Raw genomic sequence first — 19,131 nt, 5'->3', positions numbered from 1 at the left:
GCAAAAATTAAAGCAGGTCTCTGAGCGGCAAGGTCACATTTGAACTTGCCGCTCGCGGCTCTCTGGGCGACTGGCCAAGGCTTGCGCCAAACACAGCCCCGCCAATGGCTCCGGCCAGACACTGCAGGGACAGGCCCAATGCTCCGCGTGCACCGGCAATAGGCGTCAATGATCCCAGTTCTCGCATGGAGATGAGGATGACCAGCATAGCCAGCGTGCCACCCACGGTATAGAGCAGTGTTCCGGGTACTGACACAAACCGCCTGAGCAAGGCCATGACAGTGAACGCAATCAGTAACCCGATCGCAATCACAAGCAGATAAAGATACAACCCAAGCCAGTCGCCAGCGACCATGACGATACGATCAGTCAGCGAGATACGTACGTCCAGGTTCAGAAGACCCGCCAACACCTGCTGGCTGTGTGCAACACTGGCAAGCGTATACGTCACCACCACCGACAGGGCAAACGAGATGCAGAGCTTGAGTAGATTTGTTCGCATCGCTACAGGGCCAATACAGATTCAATGCCAATGATGATTCGTCCATTGCTGCGCCGCCGGCCGCACCTGAGCGCAGCGCTTGTCATGCTGCTCGCCGGCCACACACAATCGGTCGCCGCCTACGAGCCGCTAACGCCTAACGACTATACCATCACGGTAGTAGCCGACTCTCTGGACCATCCCTGGTCGCTTGCGTTTTTACCCGATGGCAGATTGCTGGTCACCGAACGCGCTGGGCAACTGCGAATCGTTGATAAAGGCAAAGTATCCGCACCCGTCACCGGAGTGCCTGCTGTTTTTGCAAAAAGCCAGGGCGGGCTTTTTGATGTGGTTCTGCATCCGGACTTTGAAACGAATGGCTGGCTCTACCTCAGCTATGCCTACGGTACTGACGATGCCAATGCCACACGACTTGCCAGGGCCAGGCTGGTGGACAACTCACTCGTAGATGTCACCGTGCTGTTTACCGCCACCCCCTTTAGAGATACACCGGTGCACTTCGGTGGTCGCATGGCTTTTCTACCTGACAAGACCCTGCTGCTGGCTATCGGGGACGGCTTCGATTATCGCGAACAGGCTCAGCGTAACGATAGCCATCTGGGTACCTTCGTGCGGCTCAATGATGACGGCAGCGTGCCCGCGGACAATCCGTTCGTTGATGATGTCAAGGTGTTGCCTGAAATATGGAGCTATGGGCATCGCAACCCCCAGGCCATTGTGGTGCACCCCGACACAGGTAAGGTTCTGTCACACGAACACGGTCCTGCCGGTGGCGATGAAGTCAATCGCATGGAACCAGGTCTCAACTACGGCTGGCCTATTGCCACCTACGGTGACGACTACTCAGGTGCAGCCATTTCACCGTTTACCCACTACCCCGGCACAGAACAACCCTTGCTGCACTGGACCCCGTCCATCGCCCCCGCAGGCATGGCTATCGGGCACGGAGACGCCTTCCCTGCCTTGCAAGGTGACTGGCTGGTCGCCGCATTGAAAGCCCGAGAAGTTCGCCGAGTTCATATCAACGAGGACCAGTCTCTGACCCAGCAAAGCCTGCTCACAGAATTGGGCAAACGCCTGCGTGATATTCGGGTGGCCTCTGATGGCACTTTGTACATTCTTACCGACTCTTCCGAGGGCAAGGTGCTTCACGTCACGCCCAACCCTTAGCCGATTGCCGGACTGAGCGGTTGGCTCACAACGATGGCCCAGGCACGAGCCGACTACCATCGGTAAATCGCGAGAATCTGAAACGCGTCAAATCATGCCCGGTTTCATGACCTGCGGCCAGATTGGCAATCGCCTTGCCAAAACCCGGGCCAATACCAAAACCATGGCCGCTCATCCCGGTGGCGACAATCAAACCTTCACAGCTCGGCACCCGATCAACCACGGGAACCACATCCGGCATGGCGTCGATCATGCCAGCCCAGGCATTCAGAATGTGCGGTGCACCCAGTTCTGGGAACCGTAGCGCAAACCCCTGCCGCGCCCTTTCTATACAGCGCTGATCGGGTACGGGCTCAAGCACCCGACAACGCTCAAAAGGTGTCTGCTCATTCGGTGACCACTGTCGCGCTGTTCCCCAGGCGTCAGGATAGTGTTTGGGGGCATACGGCCTGAACCGGGTATCCCCCAGAGACTTCATGGCCACCGACAGCCAACGGGGTAGATGCCGAAAAGCATCAGGCCCGATCAGCAAATCATGGCCATCCAGGCTGGTAATCGTATAGCCACCATCCTCTCTACGTCGAAAAGCCAGCTCTTCATCATGTGCACTACCGGCAAAAACCTCAGCCATCGGAGCGGTCTGTGCCACCGTCGAACGCACTGTCAATTGCGGGATTGAAATACCAAGATTTTTAAGCAACAACGATGACCAGGCACCTCCGGCAACAATCACCTGTGATGCGGCGATGAATCCGTGCTCGGTGTGAACACCGCTCACCTTGCCAGCGGCCATTTCTATCGTTCGAGCCGCCGACGATTCGCGGATGCCGACACCCTCGCTCTGCGCTAGCCTGGCAATCGCAGGCACGGCGAGCCAGGGCTCTGCACGCCCATCGCCGGGTGACCACAATCCGCCCGCCCAGCGTCGACCACCAGATCCTGTACCCACCCGAGTCGCCACAGACGCGGCATCGAGTAAGGTCACATCAAGCTGATGGCGCTTGCCAATCTCGAGCCACTTTTCCTGCTTATCCAGTTCTTTTTGAGTGCTGGCAAGATAAAGAATGCCGGAACGGCGAAAGCCTGTGCGCTTGCCGGTATCGGCATCCAGCTGCTGCCAGAGCCTTGAAGACTCCATCATCACAGGCAGCTCTGCCTCGTCACGACCCAGCTGGCGAATCCAGCCCCAGTTACGCGATGACTGCTCCCCGGCAACGCGCCCTTTTTCTACTACATAGGCACTGAGCCCCAGACGGTTGAGATAAAGCGCGGTCAAGATTCCGATCACACCGCCGCCAATGACAACGACATCAACTTCAGCAGGTATGGGGTCTGAAAATTGTATGGCAGTAGAGGCACTGATAGGAGCTGCAGAGTGAGATGACAAGTTCCAACTCCTTGTAATTACGATAAACGATGCGAATCACTTGCCACGCTAGCCTTTATGTGCCCCTGATTCGAGCATAGCCGACGGCAAGGACCTGGTTGCTGCATAACAGGCAACGGGTACCTCAATGTTTTACACTAACCCGCTTGGACATTGCAGGAGAAAAATCTAACCGTGAAATCTGACCCTGACAAGCTCTTGTTGAAACATGGCCTGCTTAACCAACTGGACTCGGTAAAAGTAGTCAGCCACGTACAACGTGAAAGAGGTGAATGGATCATCAATACATTGATGCTGGAAGGCTACAGCGTACCGTTCAAATATAACCGCAAGGAGATGAACCGCAGCCTGGAAGGCGGACCGGTCAACCTCACCTACTACCCACAGGTAGAGGAGATTGCGGGGATGGAATTCGAGAGCATGAAAGTGGTGCGAATTCGCAGAAGTTAAAAGCAATACGCCCGGCCTCTGGAGCAAATCCAGCGGCTGAGCCGGCATTGAAATTTGCATGAGAACGAGGCCTGCATCACTGCTGATGTCACAATCATCTCGCTTATTGACAGGCGAATAACTGATCCCTTTCGCATCAGCTGACGAATAAGCCTACCAGCCCCATCAATCCCTTACAGGAGCTGGAACATCGTCATGAATAGGCACTCTGCAACCATACCGCGACCAGCCCTGATCTTAGGGCTGGGCGGCCTTCTGCCCTTTTTTACAACCGCACTGATTGTGTGCCTGGTTCAATTCACGCAGCTACCAGCCATGTTCTCCAGTGATTTTCTGGTACATGCGCTCGGCGCTTATGGCGCCGTCATTTTGAGTTTTCTGGGCGGAGTGCGATGGGGAAAGCTGCTCGATGACGAGGCACGGCTCGAACAATGGGCACCCTTGACACTGAGTATTCTTCCCAGCCTGATTGCCTGGCTTGCTCTATTACTCGAAACACGCAGCACGCTACTACTACTGACAGCAGGATTTGCGCTTCAGTACGCGCAGGATCGAGCAGCCGCGAGGCGTCATGAATTACCCGACTGGTTCGCACGTCTGCGATTGATGCTGACATCTGGTGCTATGGCCTCGCTGCTGGTCGCTTTTATCGTGTTGATTTCGGGCTAACCATGAGCGCCGTCATCACCGCCCCGGGACTTGATCACTTTCTCGTTGAGATCAATGAGGTGCTTGCACGTCTGGCCGATATCGACCCGCATGAATATGACCGTACACGCAACTATCTGGACGGCGCTACTACCTGGTGTGGCCCCTTCCTGACACACGGCGTGATCTCTACCAGCGATGTTGCACAGGCTGTACTTGCGAAGCACCCTGCCAAGAGCTGCTACCGCCTGCTGTTCGAATTGGCCTGGCGCGAGTATTTCCATCGTAACTGGCAGCTTGAAGGCGATGCAATCTTCACAGACATGCGTCACGCGCAACCCGGTGTACAGCACAACCATGCGCCAACAGCCTTGCTAAACGGCGCCACTGGGATCGAAGCTATTGATACCACTGTGCAACATCTTCTATATGAAGGCACCCTACACAACCACGCCCGCATGTGGGTTGCCGCCATTGCCTGTAATCTTGCACACACACACTGGCTGGAGCCTGCGCGCTGGTTGCACTATCACCTGCTCGACGGCGACCTTGCCAGCAATACACTCAGCTGGCAGTGGGTGGCAGGTAGTTTCAGTGACAAGCAATACATCGCCAATCAGGAGAACCTGAACCGATTTGCCGGCACTGAGCAGCAAGGCAGCTGGCTGGATGTCAGCTATGAGGAACTGCCGACACTGGCACTACCCGAGGCACTGCAGCTGCGCCAGGCACCGAATCTGGAATCGAGCCTGCCCGGCATCCCTCTGGATGAACTGACACTGGAGCACGACGCGCCACTGGCCTTGCACTCAATCTGGAATCTTGACCCTCGCTGGCGAACCGATATCAATCAGCATATCGTGTTCGTGGATGCCGAACTCAACACACGCTGGCCCATGGCCGCACAGCGTTGGCAGTTGATAGAGCACTGGGCGCAACGTTGCGGTGCGATACTAGTGCACGGCAGCATCGAAGCTCTCCATCATCACCTCAGTGGGAGTGAGGTCGTACGATTGGAGTACCCCGCTTGTGATAGCTGGCCCGGTACCGTAGAGCCACGCAACTGGCTCTACCCTCTGCCTGCTGAGGCGTTCCCGAGCTTTTCAAAATTCTGGAAACAGGTCAAGGGAAGCGCTGGTCTCTGATGGCATCGCCACCTCGCGAAAGCAAGATCTGCCCAGTCTGCAAGCTACGCTTCGAGAACCGGAAAAAATGGGCTTCACGCGGATTGTGGCCAAGTATCGTGTACTGCTCAGAACGTTGTCGACGTAAATCGCGTACTTGAGCGCCTCAATCCGAGACAACACTGCCTTGCTTGCGCCACAGTGGCCGCAGCTTCAGGAATGCACGATACGCCGGTTCCAGCACCCACAAGGCCGGACGTGTAGCAGCCAGGCGCCCCAACCAGCGTGTTTTAGGCAAAACCTGCCACATCAGGGCGAAGGCATGAGCCCCATGAACAAGCTTGCCATCCGCGGTACGTACATGCATACGAGCCAGTGCATCGGAACGCATCAGATCCGGTGCAACCCGCTCATCAGCCTGCGCTACGTCTTCCCAGTTCAGACGTTCAGCACCGGATAGTGATTGGTAGGTAGCAATTTCACGACGGCACAGAGGGCAGCCGCCGTCGTAGTAGACGGTCAGATCGCATCGAGTGTCGTAATCGAGCGGAGCTGATAGTGTTGTGTTTCTCATACATCCTTTACGCATGATTTGACTGGATGGCTCACGATATCCAGATCTGAGTTCCAGTCAGAGCGTACACCTAACAGATTCGAAGATCAGCGTTCAAGGTGGCCATCGCGGCAGCCGTTAAGAAACCTGAACCCATGTAACCTGAAGCAACGGAGTCCGCTTATGAACATGAGTACCTCACCCGACATCATGTCGGCAACCATATCCCAGGCTCAAGCAGTCTCTCTGCCTGCCCCACCTCCCGAAAGAGGCATACAAGGTGAACTTCCTGACGCCGCCTCCGCGATGCAGAAATTGGGCGGCTCGCTAACGGATGATGCAAAGGATTCAGTACTCGCAGGCGTGGTGGAGCTTGAAAGTTCAGGTGCCAGCTTCGAAGAGATTCGCTCCTTTGTTGATAGCGAGCTAGAAAGCAATGGCGTTGATATGTCTGGAGGGGGTCAGCGTTCCGGGCAATTGGTAGACATGATGATCTAGTTCACTAATCACACTGAACCGCAAAATGAAGCTCGGAAATGATATTGCTATTCAATACAAGCAGCCATATGCCGAGATACTGGTCAGGCGTTGTTGCTGGTAACAGCGCCCACACAGATTCAAACTCAACAATCAAAATCGTGAAATAAACGGAGTTTTATAAATGAACAATGCAACTGCAACCAGCGATAAGCATCCCAAACTGCAGGAAGTCAATAATGCGCGTATTTCGCACGGGCTCGACCCTGTGGACAATCTGCCATCAAACTGGAAGTTCACTCTAGCGCCTTTTCTGACATTGCAGGATCTGGCGGGTGGCGCAGGCAACGTCATGAAAATAGTTCGTGAGCAAAAACAGCAACTGGAAGGGCTGGCATAGGCAGGCTGTAGCAGATCGTCTGGTAATCTCTCATGCAGTGGCCAGATAGTCAAACAATCGGGCGACAGTTTCTATTCGCCCAGCGATTCCCTCACGACTCAAGATACCCAAGGTCGGCAAACTTCAATCCACAGCGGATTCCAAGCTCTGCCGCCTCTTGCAGATTGCTGCTGACATCTTCAGGTCGATGAGCATCGGAATTGACGATGACCCGAATATCGTATTCGCTAGCCAGCTCCCAGAACGGTAACCAGGGGTACATGCAGCGGCGTCCAGAAGGCGTGTCAATCTTTGGTTTGCGCAGACCATAGCCGTTGATTTCCAGCGGAACCTGCAACTCGGCCGCTGCAGTCAGCATGTCCCGAGAGGCATGAATCGTATTTTCATCCCATGTCAGATAGCTGTTGCCGAATAGATCGGGATGAGCCATGAAAGCGAATAGCCCTGATTCCATCGACTTGATGAAGTACTTCGCATAGCTTTGCAATGAGGCCTTGCTGTCAGTGCCTCCATATGAGCCTAGCCATTCGCCCTCCATCGGGAAGAAGTGAGCAGCGCCGATAAGGTAGTCGAAGCGATGTTCACCCAGCAAAGTGTCTTCAAAGAATTCGTGATATTCATCGGCATATTCACACTCAGCCCCTTTGAGGATCGTCAGCTCGGGATAGCTTTTGATGGCCTCGTCCACCGCACGGATATAATCAGGCAGCTCACCGATATCCATCCGGATGTGTGGCCAGCGATTATCAGGCAGCGCGGTGTGATCTGAAATGCCCAACACGCTCAAGCCTTGCTCAACGGCTGCGGCACAGTAGTGCGACACATCCTGAGAGGCATGTTTGCAGCGATGAGTATGCGTGTGGTAGTTCTTCTGGATTTTCATCATTCCTGCATATTCGCACAATTGCATGTCAGGCGCATCCCGTAATAGGAGCAGAATCAGGGCTATGAGGTTGTCCTGGCCACCTGAGCCTTTTGGCCTCTCAGCACAGAATCTGAAAGCCGGTAGAGTTTAGCGCAGGCGCTATCTTTGCATCAGGGGTAGAGACTTCAACCTCATTTCACACCTATGTCACTGGCTTTGAGCGCGAGCCGCTTACAGAGACGACGGCAGGAGGCAACAATGGCGTGTGCCTGATATGCTCACAAGTATCAGGCGATAGTGATGCGATGCTATCCCTCCCATCGGTCTGATCATTAACTGACCGAAAGCCCATGCTCCAAACAATGACAAAGTCAGCTCTATCATGAAGATTGAAGCGTTAAACCGGTTCCCTGTCAAAGGTCTGAGTGCTCAAGCACTTGACAGTGTCATTCTCAATATGGGCCAGGGCTTTCCCTGCGATCGCAAATTTGGCTTCGCACGCCCCAACAGTGGCTTTGATCCTGCCGACCCGAAGCCGCTACCCAAGACAAAGTTCTACATGCTGGCACGGGATGCAAGCCTTGCACTACTCAGCACCGAGTATGACGAGGAGAGTGGTGTGCTTTCGTTATCAGCCTCCGAGAATAGCGGACGATTCGATATCGGCACCGTTGATGGAAAACAGCAGGCCAGCCAATTTATCAAGTCGTACCTGTCATTGTCCGATGACGAGACCCCGCAACTTCATGAAGCCTCGCCCCATCGTTTCACCGATGTATCGGTGGATTCCACCGAGATGATGAATGCGGTGTCCATCATCAATCTGGACAGTGTCGATGCGTTTTCAAAAGCGATTGGCCAGGATGTCGATCCGAACAGATTTCGCGCCAACATCCAGATCTCAGGCTTACCCGCCTTCTCTGAACTGGAAATGCTCGGACAAGAGATCAGCGTTGGCTCAGTAAGGTTGAAGATAGTGAAGCGCACGCGACGATGCCCTGCTACAGAGGTCAATCTGAAAACCGGTGAGCGTGATATCCGCACACCTAAAATGCTGCGGGAGCATTATGGCCATCTGGATATGGGTGTCTATGCCCAGGTCAAGCACGGCGGTGTGCTCTCTGTTGGCGGCATTGTCGAGCTGGGTTGAGACAAGGACATGCCTTCACACAGTGCCAGTGCCAGCGACATCCCCCAAGGCTCACTATTGGCAGCCTACACCGGCACATCTACAACCGGCACTGTGCCCAACTATTGTGACTGCTATTCGACACGCATCGAGGCGGACATCAGCCTGCAAGACTTTGTCTACGCGTTCTATACATCTCGGGCGTTCAGTATCGAGCGCAAGTTACTGGCCTTGACTTTGCGCGTCCCCTCCACCGATGAAGATGCCAGAGCACTAGCGCAAGGCAGCCACAATCGCTTTTCTGCCTGGAGTGTGGAAAATCGGTGTGACAATGAAATACTGCTTCGCTTTCCGAAGTCGAGCACGGGCTCCTGGTTGATGGTTCGCCCCTATTCACAAGAGGGCTCCGAAGGCACAGAGTTACTGTTTGGCTCGGTGGTTTTCCCAAAGACTTCAGACACCCCCTTTGGCCTGCTCTTCCATACCCTCACCGGCTTTCATAGATTCTATTCGTCTCTCTTGCTCAATTCAGCCCGAAATGGCGTAAGGAATCACTTGCGGCAAAATGATGGTGCGTAGCCGGACTGAAGCATCCGCCCCCAGTGTTTCGGCCGCTTCAAGATCTTCGCGCTTGACCGCATCAAGCCGGAGCGTAATAGTCACCACTCGCTTCACTCTTGAAATTTTCAGGATCCTTGAAGAAAGTGGCGTTAGTGATTTCCAGCAAGAAGGGGTTAGGGATCAGAGCCATCAGACCTAGGTGACTCGCTACACAAATGCCCCCCGGGTTTTCATAGATCTTTCTGGGTTAACCGATCTGAATCAGATTACCTTGATCCAGGACACCGACACGGGTTGCCATCATCATGGCTTCAATCTGATCATGCGTGACGTACAGAAGGGTTGCGCCAGAGTGAGCCTTGACACTCAGACTGTAATAGCTACATGCAAGTTCAGGGAACATTTACGCCAGAGTAGTATTAGCCAACTCTAAGATTCAGTGCTGGAGCATATCTGACCAAGCTTGGTAGTCAAGGAGATATCAGTTCGACATCTGGAACTCAGGGCTCGTGAAACAACCAACTGTATATTCCACAAATCCTGACGAATATCAATTGGACGATCAACCTGTGGAACTAGGGCTATGTGGACTCGTGTTGGGGGCCGGGCTGCCAGGCTCTCATGAAAATCAGTGTCGTAGTCAATCCCGGTAGCGGAACACTGTGCACAGCTGGCCTGGAGAGCATCAGGAATACACTCGAGCAGTCCCTGAACGAGGCTGGACACGAGCTGACATTTTCTGGCAAACGAGGGCGCTCGAAGGGAATGCTCGATGGTGAGCTGTTTTCGTCAGGCGAGTCTCTGGAATTAAAAACCCATCCTGAAAGCCTGCAGGTTCTGCTTCCAGTAACCAGACGCAACTCGGACGATTGAAGACTTTTTGAGATTGAACCCATGGACAACATTGATTAGATGAGCACCGCTACCTCAGACACCGGATTTCTTTCTCAGAAATGGATAAAAAAGCTGGCTCGTACCGGTTACGCATCTCGCAGCCTGGTGTATTTCATCATCGGATTATTTGCCGTTCTGTCCGGTCTGGGCCACAGCGGTGAGACCGACAGCAAGGGGGCACTGCGCCTGTTGCTGGAACAACCGTTCGGAAAAGCGCTTGTCGGTGTATTGATTGTGGGTATGTCCGGCTATGTGATGTGGCGCCTGATTCAATCGCTTCTGGATACAGATTCCCACGGGTGGTCGCCAAAAGGTCTTGTGGTCAGGGGCGGACTACTTGCCAGTGCGATAACGTACGCCGTGCTGACTGTCTACGCCCTGTCGCTGCTGGGAGTGCTCCCCTACAGCGGATCGGATTCGTCGCCGAGCATTGCTGATCGCATCGCCTCCACAATTGGCACAAAGCCCGTACTGCTCGTCATGATGATGGTCTTTGCCGGGGTCACCATCGCTCACTGGTTCAAAGCTTTCACAGGAGGGTATGCCAAACATTTCAATCAGGCTGAAGCCAGAATGGATATCGTACATCCCGTAGCAAAACTGGGATTACTGGCACGCGGCACCGTATTTGCCATAATTACGCTACTTCTTTTCTATCGTTTAATGACAGTCACTCCAACTGACACCAAACCTCCAGGCTTGAGTGAAGCACTGAATTTTGTCCAGCAACTGCCAGCCGGTAATATGCTGTTGATCGTGCTTGGCATAGGGCTGCTGCTGTTCTCTGCCTACTGCGCCAGCGAGGCTATGTGGCGTCAAATCAATGTAGAGGATGCAGAGTTCGAAGAGCAGCTTGACTGATTTAGCGACTAGTAACGAAATCAGGTTCTGCTGCGCATCAAATTGAAACCCGACCACAGCATGGTCGCGGATGCCGCCATCAAACCCAACATCCATACGGCGGATTCGCCATGCGGCACTGGATCCACGTAGATGATGAATAGCAATACGGCCGTTACACCAAGACCAAGAATGCTCAGCGAAGTGCCCAGCAGTAGCTGCAAACTACGACGCACCGTGCCAATCGCTTTTTCTGATGCTGTTGCTACCGAATAACGCCCCCTCCCAACTGCTGCGCGCTTGATAGCTGAGCGTGCCTTGCGTGGGCTACACCGGAAGAACTCACGGTCTTTTCGCACACGATATTGGGCCAGCAAAACATGCACCGCTTTTTCCACCGCATCATGATCGCTGACCGACAATAAAAACTCGAACTCGAGATCCTTGAATACGCTGGTATTGTTGAGCTGACCCAACCGAACCGCAGGGTTTTTTCGAGTCTTGCCAATCTTGACCTCTCGCGCTCCGGGTTGGCGAGCAGCATAAATATAGCCTTTACTCATAGCCGCCGCCCAGTGAACCCCACTACACAGATACTCGAATCAGACAAACTGCGACAAAGTTGCTGACCAGGACTCGCTCGCCACAGCTTGCAACATCGAAGCAATAAAACCTGCACGCGAAGGTACAACTGATGGAATAAGACCGGTGAATTCAATTGAAGCACAAGGCTATTTCTCTGCAAATACCTCATGTAACGTCCAGACAGGCAACCATCTGTGCGCTCTGAGCAACAGTTGTGACTGCATTGGCAATGCGTGGCCCCCTCCTTGAGAAAGAGAGACAACAGCGTGGCTCAGCGATTACCGCCTCCTGCCAGCTTCATGCAAGCACCGCCCTCTCAAGTAACTCATTTTCCCTGGCATGTTCTTGTGCAGCCTCCACGAATAACTTGTGGAGTTTGCGAAGTTCAAGCACAAAGGGACGACCTTCTCGTCGAGTGGAATGGGAAACAGGAATCTCGTATCTCTCAATTCGACCGTGCAGGTGCTGGCGTCGCTCCTTGGCCAGAGGTAAATCGATTGATCGATCTCGAGACTGCAGGAACTGGATAAGCATTTGGCAGTCGGCACACTTGCACGAGGCCGGCACATCAATCCGCCAATCATCCTTGGCACGAATGGCTGTGACAGCCCGTTGCTTCACAAGCTTTCGAGTTGTTGTTACAAGTGATTCTCGTGCCTTATCGAGTTTGCCTTCTGCCTCATACTTCGTCAGGTGCTCGAGCACAACAACAGGAACTTCCGATGCATAGTGTTCAAGCTCCTGGATGAGCATGACGATTATCTGATTGACCTTGCTGCCATTGATCTCTTGTGCAGCTTCCAGCAAAGACTGTATCTGCGTACATTCCCGCGCTACGTTCTGCCGTCGTGATCTTGTTGACACCATGGCATGGTGCTTCGCGTGATCCTTGATGGCAATCTCGTACAGAGTATCAAACACAGGCTCGACAACTGCTTTCCAGGCATCGTCGTTCAGGGCGTTCACTCGCCGGCAGAAACCAGCAAATGAAGACAACCAGTCAAGCCGATGTCGGTCGGACTCCCGGTCAAAGCCACGTCCGTATCCATTCTTTCGAGACCCTGACGCCGACTTTCGCAAGGCCTTCGGTCGGTAGACACCAGACCAATGTGCAAACAAGGTCTGACAAAAGTCGGCTCCATGGTGCTGGCCAAGCGGTAACAGAGCCTTGAAGTGTGCAGGCTTCACGGCGGTCAGCGAAAAGCTGCGCAGCAACTCGATCTCGTGCAGAGCTTCGGCGCGACGATGATCCACACCCTTGAGGCGTTGCCAGGACAAGCTGCGCTGGCTGTAGTCATGATCAAGCAGGAAGACGAGTTTTTCGGCATCAGGCGCGTAGGAACAGGCAGGCTCTCTTGCAGGATCAAACCAGGATTCAAGCGCCTTCTCCAATGCCGGTTCAACCTCAACGAGGCCTTTTTTACCAGCGCACTTGAATCGTAATTCAAAACTCAATACCACTCGATGACCTTCGGAGACCGGCCGCACTTCATGCTCGCAGGTTGCGTAAAACGCGAACAATCGAAGCAAGGGGTCTGCCGGATTACGCACTACAAACCGGCGGGTTTCACCCTGATGGTTGATCACCAGAGAGCCACCTTTGTGGCGAGAGGGCAGCACGACAACCAGTGTGCCGATCATCTCGTCGCTGCGTTCGGTATCCTTGTGCGGCTTGAAGAATTGCCCGGGGCCGTATACCAGCAGTTTGTCGAGACGTGCGCTCAACCGACCATCAGGCAGACCAAGCTCCACACGCATTGCCTCAAGCACAGGCTTGAGTTCACGGTTCCATGCGCGACGATCGAAGCGAACCTTCGAGGCCTTGATTTCACCCACATCGCGCACGCTGGGATCGATCACGGTCGCACGACCCAACCCGAATGGTGCAGAGGTCGCGATCCGGGCCAGCGCCTTGGCCCGTGTCATGGCAATCGGCAGGCGCAGGTCACCGATCGTAATCAGCACTATCAGGAACATGCAACTCCCTATCTATAGTAGTAACGTTTCTACTTCAGACTTTGAAGAGACCGAGGCGAATATGATCAATCCAAATCACGAACTCCCGCTTTGATTACTGAGTACAAACATCCCACCTGTATCAGTGAGAGCGTTTACGCCCAGCCTGCTCATCAAGCGCCTGCGAAAACTTCTCATTCGTCCAGTGCTCAGCCAGGGCTTGTCGCATGATGTCCTGCTGGCTCGGTGGAGCCATGCCACTCAAGGGCGAATCGATATCAAGATTGGCCGGGAATGGATAGCCTTCAGCCGTCGCTGCAATGACATTGTCCGCTTCGCGGATAGAGAGCTGGCCATCATCGACAAGCTGAAGTAAACCGGCGTACACCGCTTTCGATATTCTCAGTCGGTCAACAATTTCAATCGAACGGCCATAGGCAGATCCGATCTGCATCAGGTTGACGAATCGATGAATATCTGTGGTGCGATTTTCCCCAGCCGCATGAAAGGTTGCCGGGTTAAAGAAAAGCATATCGCCTTTTTCCAACGACAATTGAACATGATGAGCTTCGAAATAGGCTTGAAACTCTGGTAAGTGCACGGCTAGATAGCCCGGTAGGTAGCTCTGCGAATAGGGCAGCAATTTGGTGGGACCACTCTCCAGGCTGACATCACAGTGCGCAATGGCTCCCTGCAGCGTCAACTGTGCCGACAGCGCGTGCTGGCAGGCAGGGTAGCTTTTCAATTGTTCAATCGTCTGGAATCCCATATGATAGTCGCGATGAACGGTTTGCGCCTTGCCACCTGGTCGCACCACGTTTACCTGAGTGGTTATCTGATATCCCTGCCCAAGCCAGGCTTCGCTGACACGGCGCACCAGTTCATTGGCGTTGTATCGGCTGTAGGTCTCCGGATCTTGCATACACAGCTTTTCGTGGGCATTCCAAACCCGGCTATTGGCTCCGGCTGTCGCAAAATGATCTCCCTTGCCGGCATTACTCGCCTCCTCTTCTCGGATGACCTTCTCAAGAGCGTCGGTCGCTGCATCGATAAGGTCAAAATCAGTGAATCCCCTTTTCACCACGATAATGCCAGGGCCTGTCCTGAAAGAGCGATTCCATTCGGCCATGACAGGCTGCCATTGCGTATCACCGTCGAGCGTCACCAGTAGTGCAGAACCATCATAGACGGGGATCTGCTGTGAAATTTGAATCGCTTGCGGATAGTCCTTCGGGTTGGTTTGCTGACTCTGATGAGCATCAAATTCGCTTAGATCACAGCTTGCATTATCGAGCCAGACGGGCTCATTCACGGATGCTGGAGTCAGCATGACTTCTCTCTCTTGTTGATCGTTCTATGTTTGATTATAAGGGATGATTTGGCATTTTTCTGATCTTGTGAGAAACACTATTCCTGCTTGCAACCGGCAATGCACGTCATGCTGCTGGCAAGATGATCAACGTGCCTATCGATTTTCCATCGATGCAATTCCTGCCGTATGGCCCCGTTCCTCAAATCGTCCATCAGGCTGTTGCACAAGCAATTCGACATCATCCAGGGTGAACAGCTTCTTAGTGGATACGGTCCTTGCCGTCATCGAACGAGGGCCAAGTGAGCACATAGACTCAGTGATCAGATTGACAGGCAGCACTCGGCATCAAACGCAACCCTGGCGCACGTATACCACCCTGTCAACACTCACCTCGTCGCTGATCGACCACGGCCTGATGCGCGGCCGCCAGACGTTCGTCATCCGCGGCTACCTTGATAAACGCTGCACGCGCAGTGACACGATCAGCGTACTCGCGAAATACAGGGCGCTCAGGAATCAGCTTGAACGTCATGGTCCAGTTGAGCGCAATACCCCACAATATATCGGCCACGCTCATGCGCTCTCCCAGAAACCACGGGCCGTCGGCGAGTGCCGTTTCGAGTGTTGCCAGCATCGTGTCAAAGTCTCCATAAACCGACTGACTGGTATCGGTCACCTCATTCTGTGTGAACTTGTCCATCAGTGCTGGCTCGAAGCAGGCCGCGTAATACACCAGCCAGCGCAGATAAGTGCCGCGCTGCGGATCGTCAATCGCCGGTGCAAGCCTGGCATCGGGAAACAGATCTCCCAGATAGATGGCGATGGCGACCTGTTCGGTTATGACCGTACCGTGATGACGAATCGTGGGCACCTTGCCCAGTGGATTGATCGCCAGGAAATCGGGGTCGTGATTCTCGTCAACCTTCATGTTCAAGACATGCAGATCGTAGGATGCGCCGAGTTCTTCGAGAATGACACGGATACCTGCAGCACGCGTTTGTGGGGAATAGAAAAGCGTGATTGTATTGTCGGTGGACATCGTTTGACTCCGGCTCGGTGGAAGAGCTAGCATGATGACGTCTCATACCTGACATCTAATGTCATATTAGTAAAATATTTCTCTGATTGACGGCCGGACCAGAATCGTCAATTGCCTCCCTGTCAGCGTCTCGCCTTCCTCCTTCGACTTACCGCTTCTCCCATCACCCGCATGCGTGCCAGCCGACTGATCAACATTCTCACCTCCTTGCAGGCCCACGGCCTGCGCACCGCAGCCCAGCTTGCCACCGAGAACGAGGTGTCAATGCGCACCATCTACCGCGACATTGACCAATTGACACTGGCAGGCATACCGCTAACCAGCGAGCGGGGATTCGAAGGCGGATATCGCCTGCTTGAGGGTTACCGGATGACCCTTAATGGCGTGTCCGCTGGCGAAGCGCAAGCCCTGTTCATGGCCGGCTTGCCCGGCCAGGCCGCTGAACTGGGCCTGGGTGCGATCATGGCCAGCGCCGAGCAGAAACTTGCCGTCGCACTGCCCGAAGGCCTGCGCAAAAGCGCAGAGCTTGCCCGCAACCGTTTCCATCTCGATGCGCTCACCTGGTTTGGTGAGCCGGATCAGCCTCAGCATCTTGTCTCGATCGCAGCAGCCGTCTGGAACTGTCGACGTCTACATATGCGTTATCAAAGCTGGAAACAGGAAAAGTCTCTGCAAACCGCCCCCCTGGGACTGGTGCTCAAGGGCGGTGCCTGGTACCTGGTGTCTTGCACCGATGCACAGATTCGCACCTATCGCGTATCCCGAGTCATTGAAGTCAATGAGACAGAGTCGGTATTCGAGCGCCCGCACGACTTCGATCTCGCCCGTTACTGGCGTGACAGCACCGAACGCTTCGAGGCTGAGTCCTACCCCAATCAAGCCCGACTACGCCTGACAGAACTCGGGGTAAGCCTATCCCCTCATCTACTGCCGGGTTATGGCGCGATGCGTATGCAGGTGTCTGACAATGCCGATGATGATGGCTGGTTTGAGGCTACGATGCCTGTCGGCTCCGTTGAAGTGGCGGCCAGTGAGCTGCTAAGACTGGGAGCGGAGGTGGAAGTATTGGAGCCTGTGGAGCTGCGTGATTATCTTCGTGACGTTGTCGCTCGGCTGGCGTCGTTATACAAGCAAGCCCCCGGGCGCTAGTAGTCCAACCGGAAGATACAGGATGACGGGATGTTGGCTCTTGTCCGACGCACCAATGCCGACGCACTCACAGACCGGAACCACTAATCCTGGTCCCGCAAGTTGATCCGTGAACAAGGCCTGCTTTCTGCCACATCGGGCAATCCCTCAAGAAAGATGACTTCCGGTTTGAAGTTGACATAGGCCTCAAATACGAACTCTGTCCAGTAGTTACGCGCAGGACCATATTTCATATGGTTCAGATAGGCGGCATGGCGCTTGGCAGGCGACTCGGCGGGCAGCACTCTGTCCATATAAGCAAGCCACTCAGTCTCGCCCGGTGCGATCAACAGATACGGTGTGGTGAAAACAATATGTTCATCAGAGCCTGCGAGCGATAGTGGCAGTGGAGCTGTGTCGAGTGTGGAAGCTCGCACGATCGCGATGTAGACGCGGCCAGCAACATCGCCGCCCTGGGAATTCAGAGCTTTGCAGAAGGCCCCTGCGAATGAGTGAAGACGCAAGAATCTACCTCTCTTCAACCCGACGACCGTGAAGTCACAGAGCGATCGCCGGTCGCCGTCATCGACAGGGTCAAGGACGACGGTTGCCTGATGCATCAGGTTTTGGGAGACGAATCAGATGGATAAATCAGCGAGTCACATGAAAATCACTTCTGAACGGCAACAAAACAAGGTATCAAATACGCGACAATAGGTATCGTTTACCGCCTGCTGGACCGCCATGCCTTACGCCAACTACCCACTGCATTTTTCCGACGACATGCTACCGTCCATTGTGGACGGCTGGTTCGAGGCCATGGCAGGTCTGTACCGCGTTGCTCCCTGGCAAGGGGAGTCAAGCACTCGGTTCCCGGTGTACGTGACGATCGGCAGCCAGGGCATCAACGACGCTGTGCTGCACCCATTAGCACTGAACTGCGGGCGTCGCGGTTTCGCGTTGTTTGCAGGACCCGATGATCACCAGGCCTGGCTGGCGCTGGAAGCAACGGATGGCGTACCGGAAAATGCCCCTGCATTCGCCCGCCTTGAACTGACATTTGGATCGCTGGCCGAGGCTCACCCCGCCGTTCAGAGCGAACTTGAGCGACACGAGCGCAACATGGGCGACACCGTACCGTCGGTCTGGTTCTTCGACGACACCGGCAAGCCGCGTCCAGGCGATGTTGATGACCTGACCGCTTTCGAGGCGGTAGCTGCGGCAATCGCCTGGACGCCCGACGCAAGCTCAGAAGGAGTCGAATCGTTCGTCGCAGGGCAGATAAGCGAGCCCGTGACTCGAGTGGTGAGTGCTGGAGGCGGCGAGTTCGACGTAGAGCTGTCCGGCAGCCCGCTCGGTGCCGAGGCGGCGCTGCCAGCGAGTGCGCTGCTGGACGGGCTGCGGGCGCTTGAGGCCAAAGATGATGGCTGGCTGCTCCAGGGACCGGAACGACGCGCCATCGAATACCGTCTGGGCCGCCGTTTCGCTCATTCACCGGAAGCCTCGGAGCTGATGGAGGGTACCTGGTACTGGCAAACCTTCGCTCATTGGGCTGTTTCGCATATCGGTAGCACCGTCGCCTCGCTCGACGCCAGCGGACTTGAAGAGGTTGTCTTCGACATCGTGCCTCGCAAGGTCAGCGCGGATGTTGACTACGCCCGCCCATTTATCGAATCCCTGCGTGCCTTCTATCGCTGGCTCGAGCGTGAGTACTCGCTGCCTCAGGCATCGGCATGCCTTGCCAGGCTCAACGCACCGGAATCAGTCGAACGGCTCGAGGCCTTGATGGCTGACAGCACAAACTTCAGCCGAACCAAGGTGATGGTCATGCAGGCGCGTGCGAGGGGCATTGACCCGAGTACGCCAGAAGGCGCGATGCAAATGCAGGCAGAATACAACGCGCGGATTGCCGACATGCAGTCGCCATTGGCAGGCTTTGATCCTTTTTACGATACGCGAAACTCTGCTTCACCTCTCGATCCGGTCGCTGCACGCAAGCAAAAAACAAAGCGCAAAACGGACCGAAAGGCAGCCCGCAAGGCGAGGAAGAAAAACCGCTGACGCGTCAGCGACACGCAGTTCTCACGCACTCTGTCCTCCGCTAATCAACG

23 protein-coding genes are annotated in these 19,131 nt (G+C 54.6%); 13 read left to right on the top strand and 10 right to left on the bottom strand.

Annotation, left to right across the window (positions count from 1 at the left end; translation table 11 throughout):
* Window positions 1-7 precede the first annotated feature (7 nt).
* Window positions 8-502 carry a hypothetical protein gene (locus tag IMCC3135_RS02910; RefSeq protein ID WP_088916219.1) on the bottom strand — a complete coding sequence of 165 codons (495 nt, stop codon included), beginning with the start codon at window positions 500-502 and terminating at the stop codon, window positions 8-10.
* A 30-nt stretch (window positions 503-532) separates the two neighbouring features.
* Here IMCC3135_RS02910 and IMCC3135_RS02905 point away from each other — a divergent pair, with 30 nt between their 5' ends.
* On the top strand, window positions 533-1,672 hold the full coding sequence (locus IMCC3135_RS02905; protein WP_205737880.1) for a PQQ-dependent sugar dehydrogenase: 1,140 nt from the start codon (window positions 533-535) through the stop codon (window positions 1,670-1,672).
* 25 nt (window positions 1,673-1,697) lie between these two features.
* On the opposite strand, the gene IMCC3135_RS02900 is transcribed toward IMCC3135_RS02905, so the two are convergent.
* Window positions 1,698-3,059, bottom strand: a complete 1,362-nt coding sequence (locus tag IMCC3135_RS02900; protein ID WP_088916218.1) for an NAD(P)/FAD-dependent oxidoreductase — start codon at window positions 3,057-3,059, stop codon at window positions 1,698-1,700.
* A 174-nt stretch (window positions 3,060-3,233) separates the two neighbouring features.
* Between IMCC3135_RS02900 and IMCC3135_RS02895 the strand changes: the two genes are divergently transcribed.
* The 4 genes from IMCC3135_RS02895 (at window position 3,234) to IMCC3135_RS02880 (ending at window position 5,442) form a co-directional block, all read left to right on the top strand.
* Window positions 3,234-3,509, top strand: coding sequence for a hypothetical protein (locus tag IMCC3135_RS02895; protein ID WP_088916217.1), 276 nt, complete (start codon window positions 3,234-3,236; stop codon window positions 3,507-3,509).
* Between the two features lie 195 nt (window positions 3,510-3,704).
* Window positions 3,705-4,178: a DUF3429 domain-containing protein gene (locus tag IMCC3135_RS02890; RefSeq protein ID WP_088916216.1), complete on the top strand. Its 474-nt coding sequence runs from the start codon at window positions 3,705-3,707 to the stop codon at window positions 4,176-4,178.
* A gap of 2 nt (window positions 4,179-4,180) precedes the next feature.
* Entirely contained in the window at window positions 4,181-5,302 is a 1,122-nt protein-coding gene (locus IMCC3135_RS02885) for an FAD-binding domain-containing protein (RefSeq protein ID WP_088916215.1), read from the top strand.
* Window positions 5,302-5,442 carry a DUF2256 domain-containing protein gene (locus IMCC3135_RS02880; RefSeq protein ID WP_088916214.1) on the top strand — a complete coding sequence of 47 codons (141 nt, stop codon included), beginning with the start codon at window positions 5,302-5,304 and terminating at the stop codon, window positions 5,440-5,442. Before IMCC3135_RS02885 ends, IMCC3135_RS02880 begins: the two co-directional genes overlap by 1 nt.
* Window positions 5,443-5,447: 5 nt before the next feature.
* Here IMCC3135_RS02880 and IMCC3135_RS02875 read toward each other — a convergent pair whose 3' ends face one another.
* Entirely contained in the window at window positions 5,448-5,855 is a 408-nt protein-coding gene (locus IMCC3135_RS02875; RefSeq protein ID WP_088916213.1) for a thiol-disulfide oxidoreductase DCC family protein, read from the bottom strand.
* 162 nt (window positions 5,856-6,017) lie between these two features.
* Here IMCC3135_RS02875 and IMCC3135_RS02870 point away from each other — a divergent pair, with 162 nt between their 5' ends.
* Entirely contained in the window at window positions 6,018-6,332 is a 315-nt protein-coding gene (locus IMCC3135_RS02870; RefSeq protein ID WP_088916212.1) for a hypothetical protein, read from the top strand.
* 163 nt (window positions 6,333-6,495) lie between these two features.
* Entirely contained in the window at window positions 6,496-6,711 is a 216-nt protein-coding gene (locus IMCC3135_RS02865; protein WP_088916211.1) for a hypothetical protein, read from the top strand.
* A gap of 91 nt (window positions 6,712-6,802) precedes the next feature.
* On the opposite strand, the gene IMCC3135_RS02860 is transcribed toward IMCC3135_RS02865, so the two are convergent.
* A complete protein-coding gene (locus IMCC3135_RS02860) occupies window positions 6,803-7,621 on the bottom strand; it encodes a histidinol-phosphatase (RefSeq protein ID WP_205737879.1) in 819 nt (272 codons plus the stop codon).
* 337 nt (window positions 7,622-7,958) lie between these two features.
* Here IMCC3135_RS02860 and IMCC3135_RS02855 point away from each other — a divergent pair, with 337 nt between their 5' ends.
* Together IMCC3135_RS02855 and IMCC3135_RS02850 are read left to right on the top strand one after the other, a co-directional pair.
* A complete protein-coding gene (locus IMCC3135_RS02855; protein ID WP_088916210.1) occupies window positions 7,959-8,726 on the top strand; it encodes an MOSC domain-containing protein in 768 nt (255 codons plus the stop codon).
* 9 nt (window positions 8,727-8,735) lie between these two features.
* The gene (locus IMCC3135_RS02850) at window positions 8,736-9,284 is read left to right on the top strand and encodes a hypothetical protein (protein WP_088916209.1); all 549 of its coding nucleotides are present in this window, start codon (window positions 8,736-8,738) and stop codon (window positions 9,282-9,284) included.
* A gap of 229 nt (window positions 9,285-9,513) precedes the next feature.
* On the opposite strand, the gene IMCC3135_RS02845 is transcribed toward IMCC3135_RS02850, so the two are convergent.
* Window positions 9,514-9,669: a hypothetical protein gene (locus IMCC3135_RS02845; RefSeq protein ID WP_205737878.1), complete on the bottom strand. Its 156-nt coding sequence runs from the start codon at window positions 9,667-9,669 to the stop codon at window positions 9,514-9,516.
* Between the two features lie 218 nt (window positions 9,670-9,887).
* On the opposite strand from IMCC3135_RS02845, the gene IMCC3135_RS02840 reads away from it, so the two are divergent.
* Both IMCC3135_RS02840 and IMCC3135_RS02835 read left to right on the top strand, forming a co-directional pair.
* Complete coding sequence (locus IMCC3135_RS02840) at window positions 9,888-10,139, top strand: hypothetical protein (RefSeq protein WP_088916208.1); 252 nt, start codon at window positions 9,888-9,890, stop codon at window positions 10,137-10,139.
* A 39-nt stretch (window positions 10,140-10,178) separates the two neighbouring features.
* Window positions 10,179-11,021 (top strand): DUF1206 domain-containing protein, encoded by an 843-nt coding sequence (locus IMCC3135_RS02835; RefSeq protein WP_088916207.1) that lies wholly within the window; start codon window positions 10,179-10,181, stop codon window positions 11,019-11,021.
* 20 nt (window positions 11,022-11,041) lie between these two features.
* Here IMCC3135_RS02835 and IMCC3135_RS02830 read toward each other — a convergent pair whose 3' ends face one another.
* The 4 genes from IMCC3135_RS02830 to IMCC3135_RS02810 all read right to left on the bottom strand — a co-directional run bounded on the left by IMCC3135_RS02830 (window position 11,042) and on the right by IMCC3135_RS02810 (window position 15,892).
* Window positions 11,042-11,563, bottom strand: a complete 522-nt coding sequence (locus tag IMCC3135_RS02830) for a GIY-YIG nuclease family protein (RefSeq protein WP_088916206.1) — start codon at window positions 11,561-11,563, stop codon at window positions 11,042-11,044.
* Window positions 11,564-11,882: 319 nt separating this feature from the next.
* Window positions 11,883-13,562, bottom strand: coding sequence for a 2OG-Fe(II) oxygenase (locus IMCC3135_RS02825; protein ID WP_088916205.1), 1,680 nt, complete (start codon window positions 13,560-13,562; stop codon window positions 11,883-11,885).
* Between the two features lie 121 nt (window positions 13,563-13,683).
* Entirely contained in the window at window positions 13,684-14,871 is a 1,188-nt protein-coding gene (locus tag IMCC3135_RS02820) for a phytanoyl-CoA dioxygenase family protein (protein ID WP_088916204.1), read from the bottom strand.
* 361 nt (window positions 14,872-15,232) lie between these two features.
* Window positions 15,233-15,892, bottom strand: a complete 660-nt coding sequence (locus tag IMCC3135_RS02810; protein WP_088916202.1) for a glutathione S-transferase family protein — start codon at window positions 15,890-15,892, stop codon at window positions 15,233-15,235.
* Window positions 15,893-16,063: 171 nt separating this feature from the next.
* On the opposite strand from IMCC3135_RS02810, the gene IMCC3135_RS02805 reads away from it, so the two are divergent.
* The gene (locus IMCC3135_RS02805) at window positions 16,064-17,041 is read left to right on the top strand and encodes a helix-turn-helix transcriptional regulator (protein ID WP_088916201.1); all 978 of its coding nucleotides are present in this window, start codon (window positions 16,064-16,066) and stop codon (window positions 17,039-17,041) included.
* Window positions 17,042-17,124: 83 nt separating this feature from the next.
* On the opposite strand, the gene IMCC3135_RS02800 is transcribed toward IMCC3135_RS02805, so the two are convergent.
* Window positions 17,125-17,544, bottom strand: coding sequence for a hypothetical protein (locus IMCC3135_RS02800; protein WP_157735731.1), 420 nt, complete (start codon window positions 17,542-17,544; stop codon window positions 17,125-17,127).
* A gap of 220 nt (window positions 17,545-17,764) precedes the next feature.
* Here IMCC3135_RS02800 and IMCC3135_RS02795 point away from each other — a divergent pair, with 220 nt between their 5' ends.
* Window positions 17,765-19,081, top strand: coding sequence for a hypothetical protein (locus IMCC3135_RS02795; RefSeq protein WP_088916199.1), 1,317 nt, complete (start codon window positions 17,765-17,767; stop codon window positions 19,079-19,081).
* Window positions 19,082-19,131 lie beyond the last annotated feature (50 nt).

This window comes from Granulosicoccus antarcticus IMCC3135 (assembly GCF_002215215.1).
Lineage (GTDB): Bacteria > Pseudomonadota > Gammaproteobacteria > Granulosicoccales > Granulosicoccaceae > Granulosicoccus > Granulosicoccus antarcticus.
This window is presented reverse-complemented; position numbering and strand designations above follow the sequence as displayed.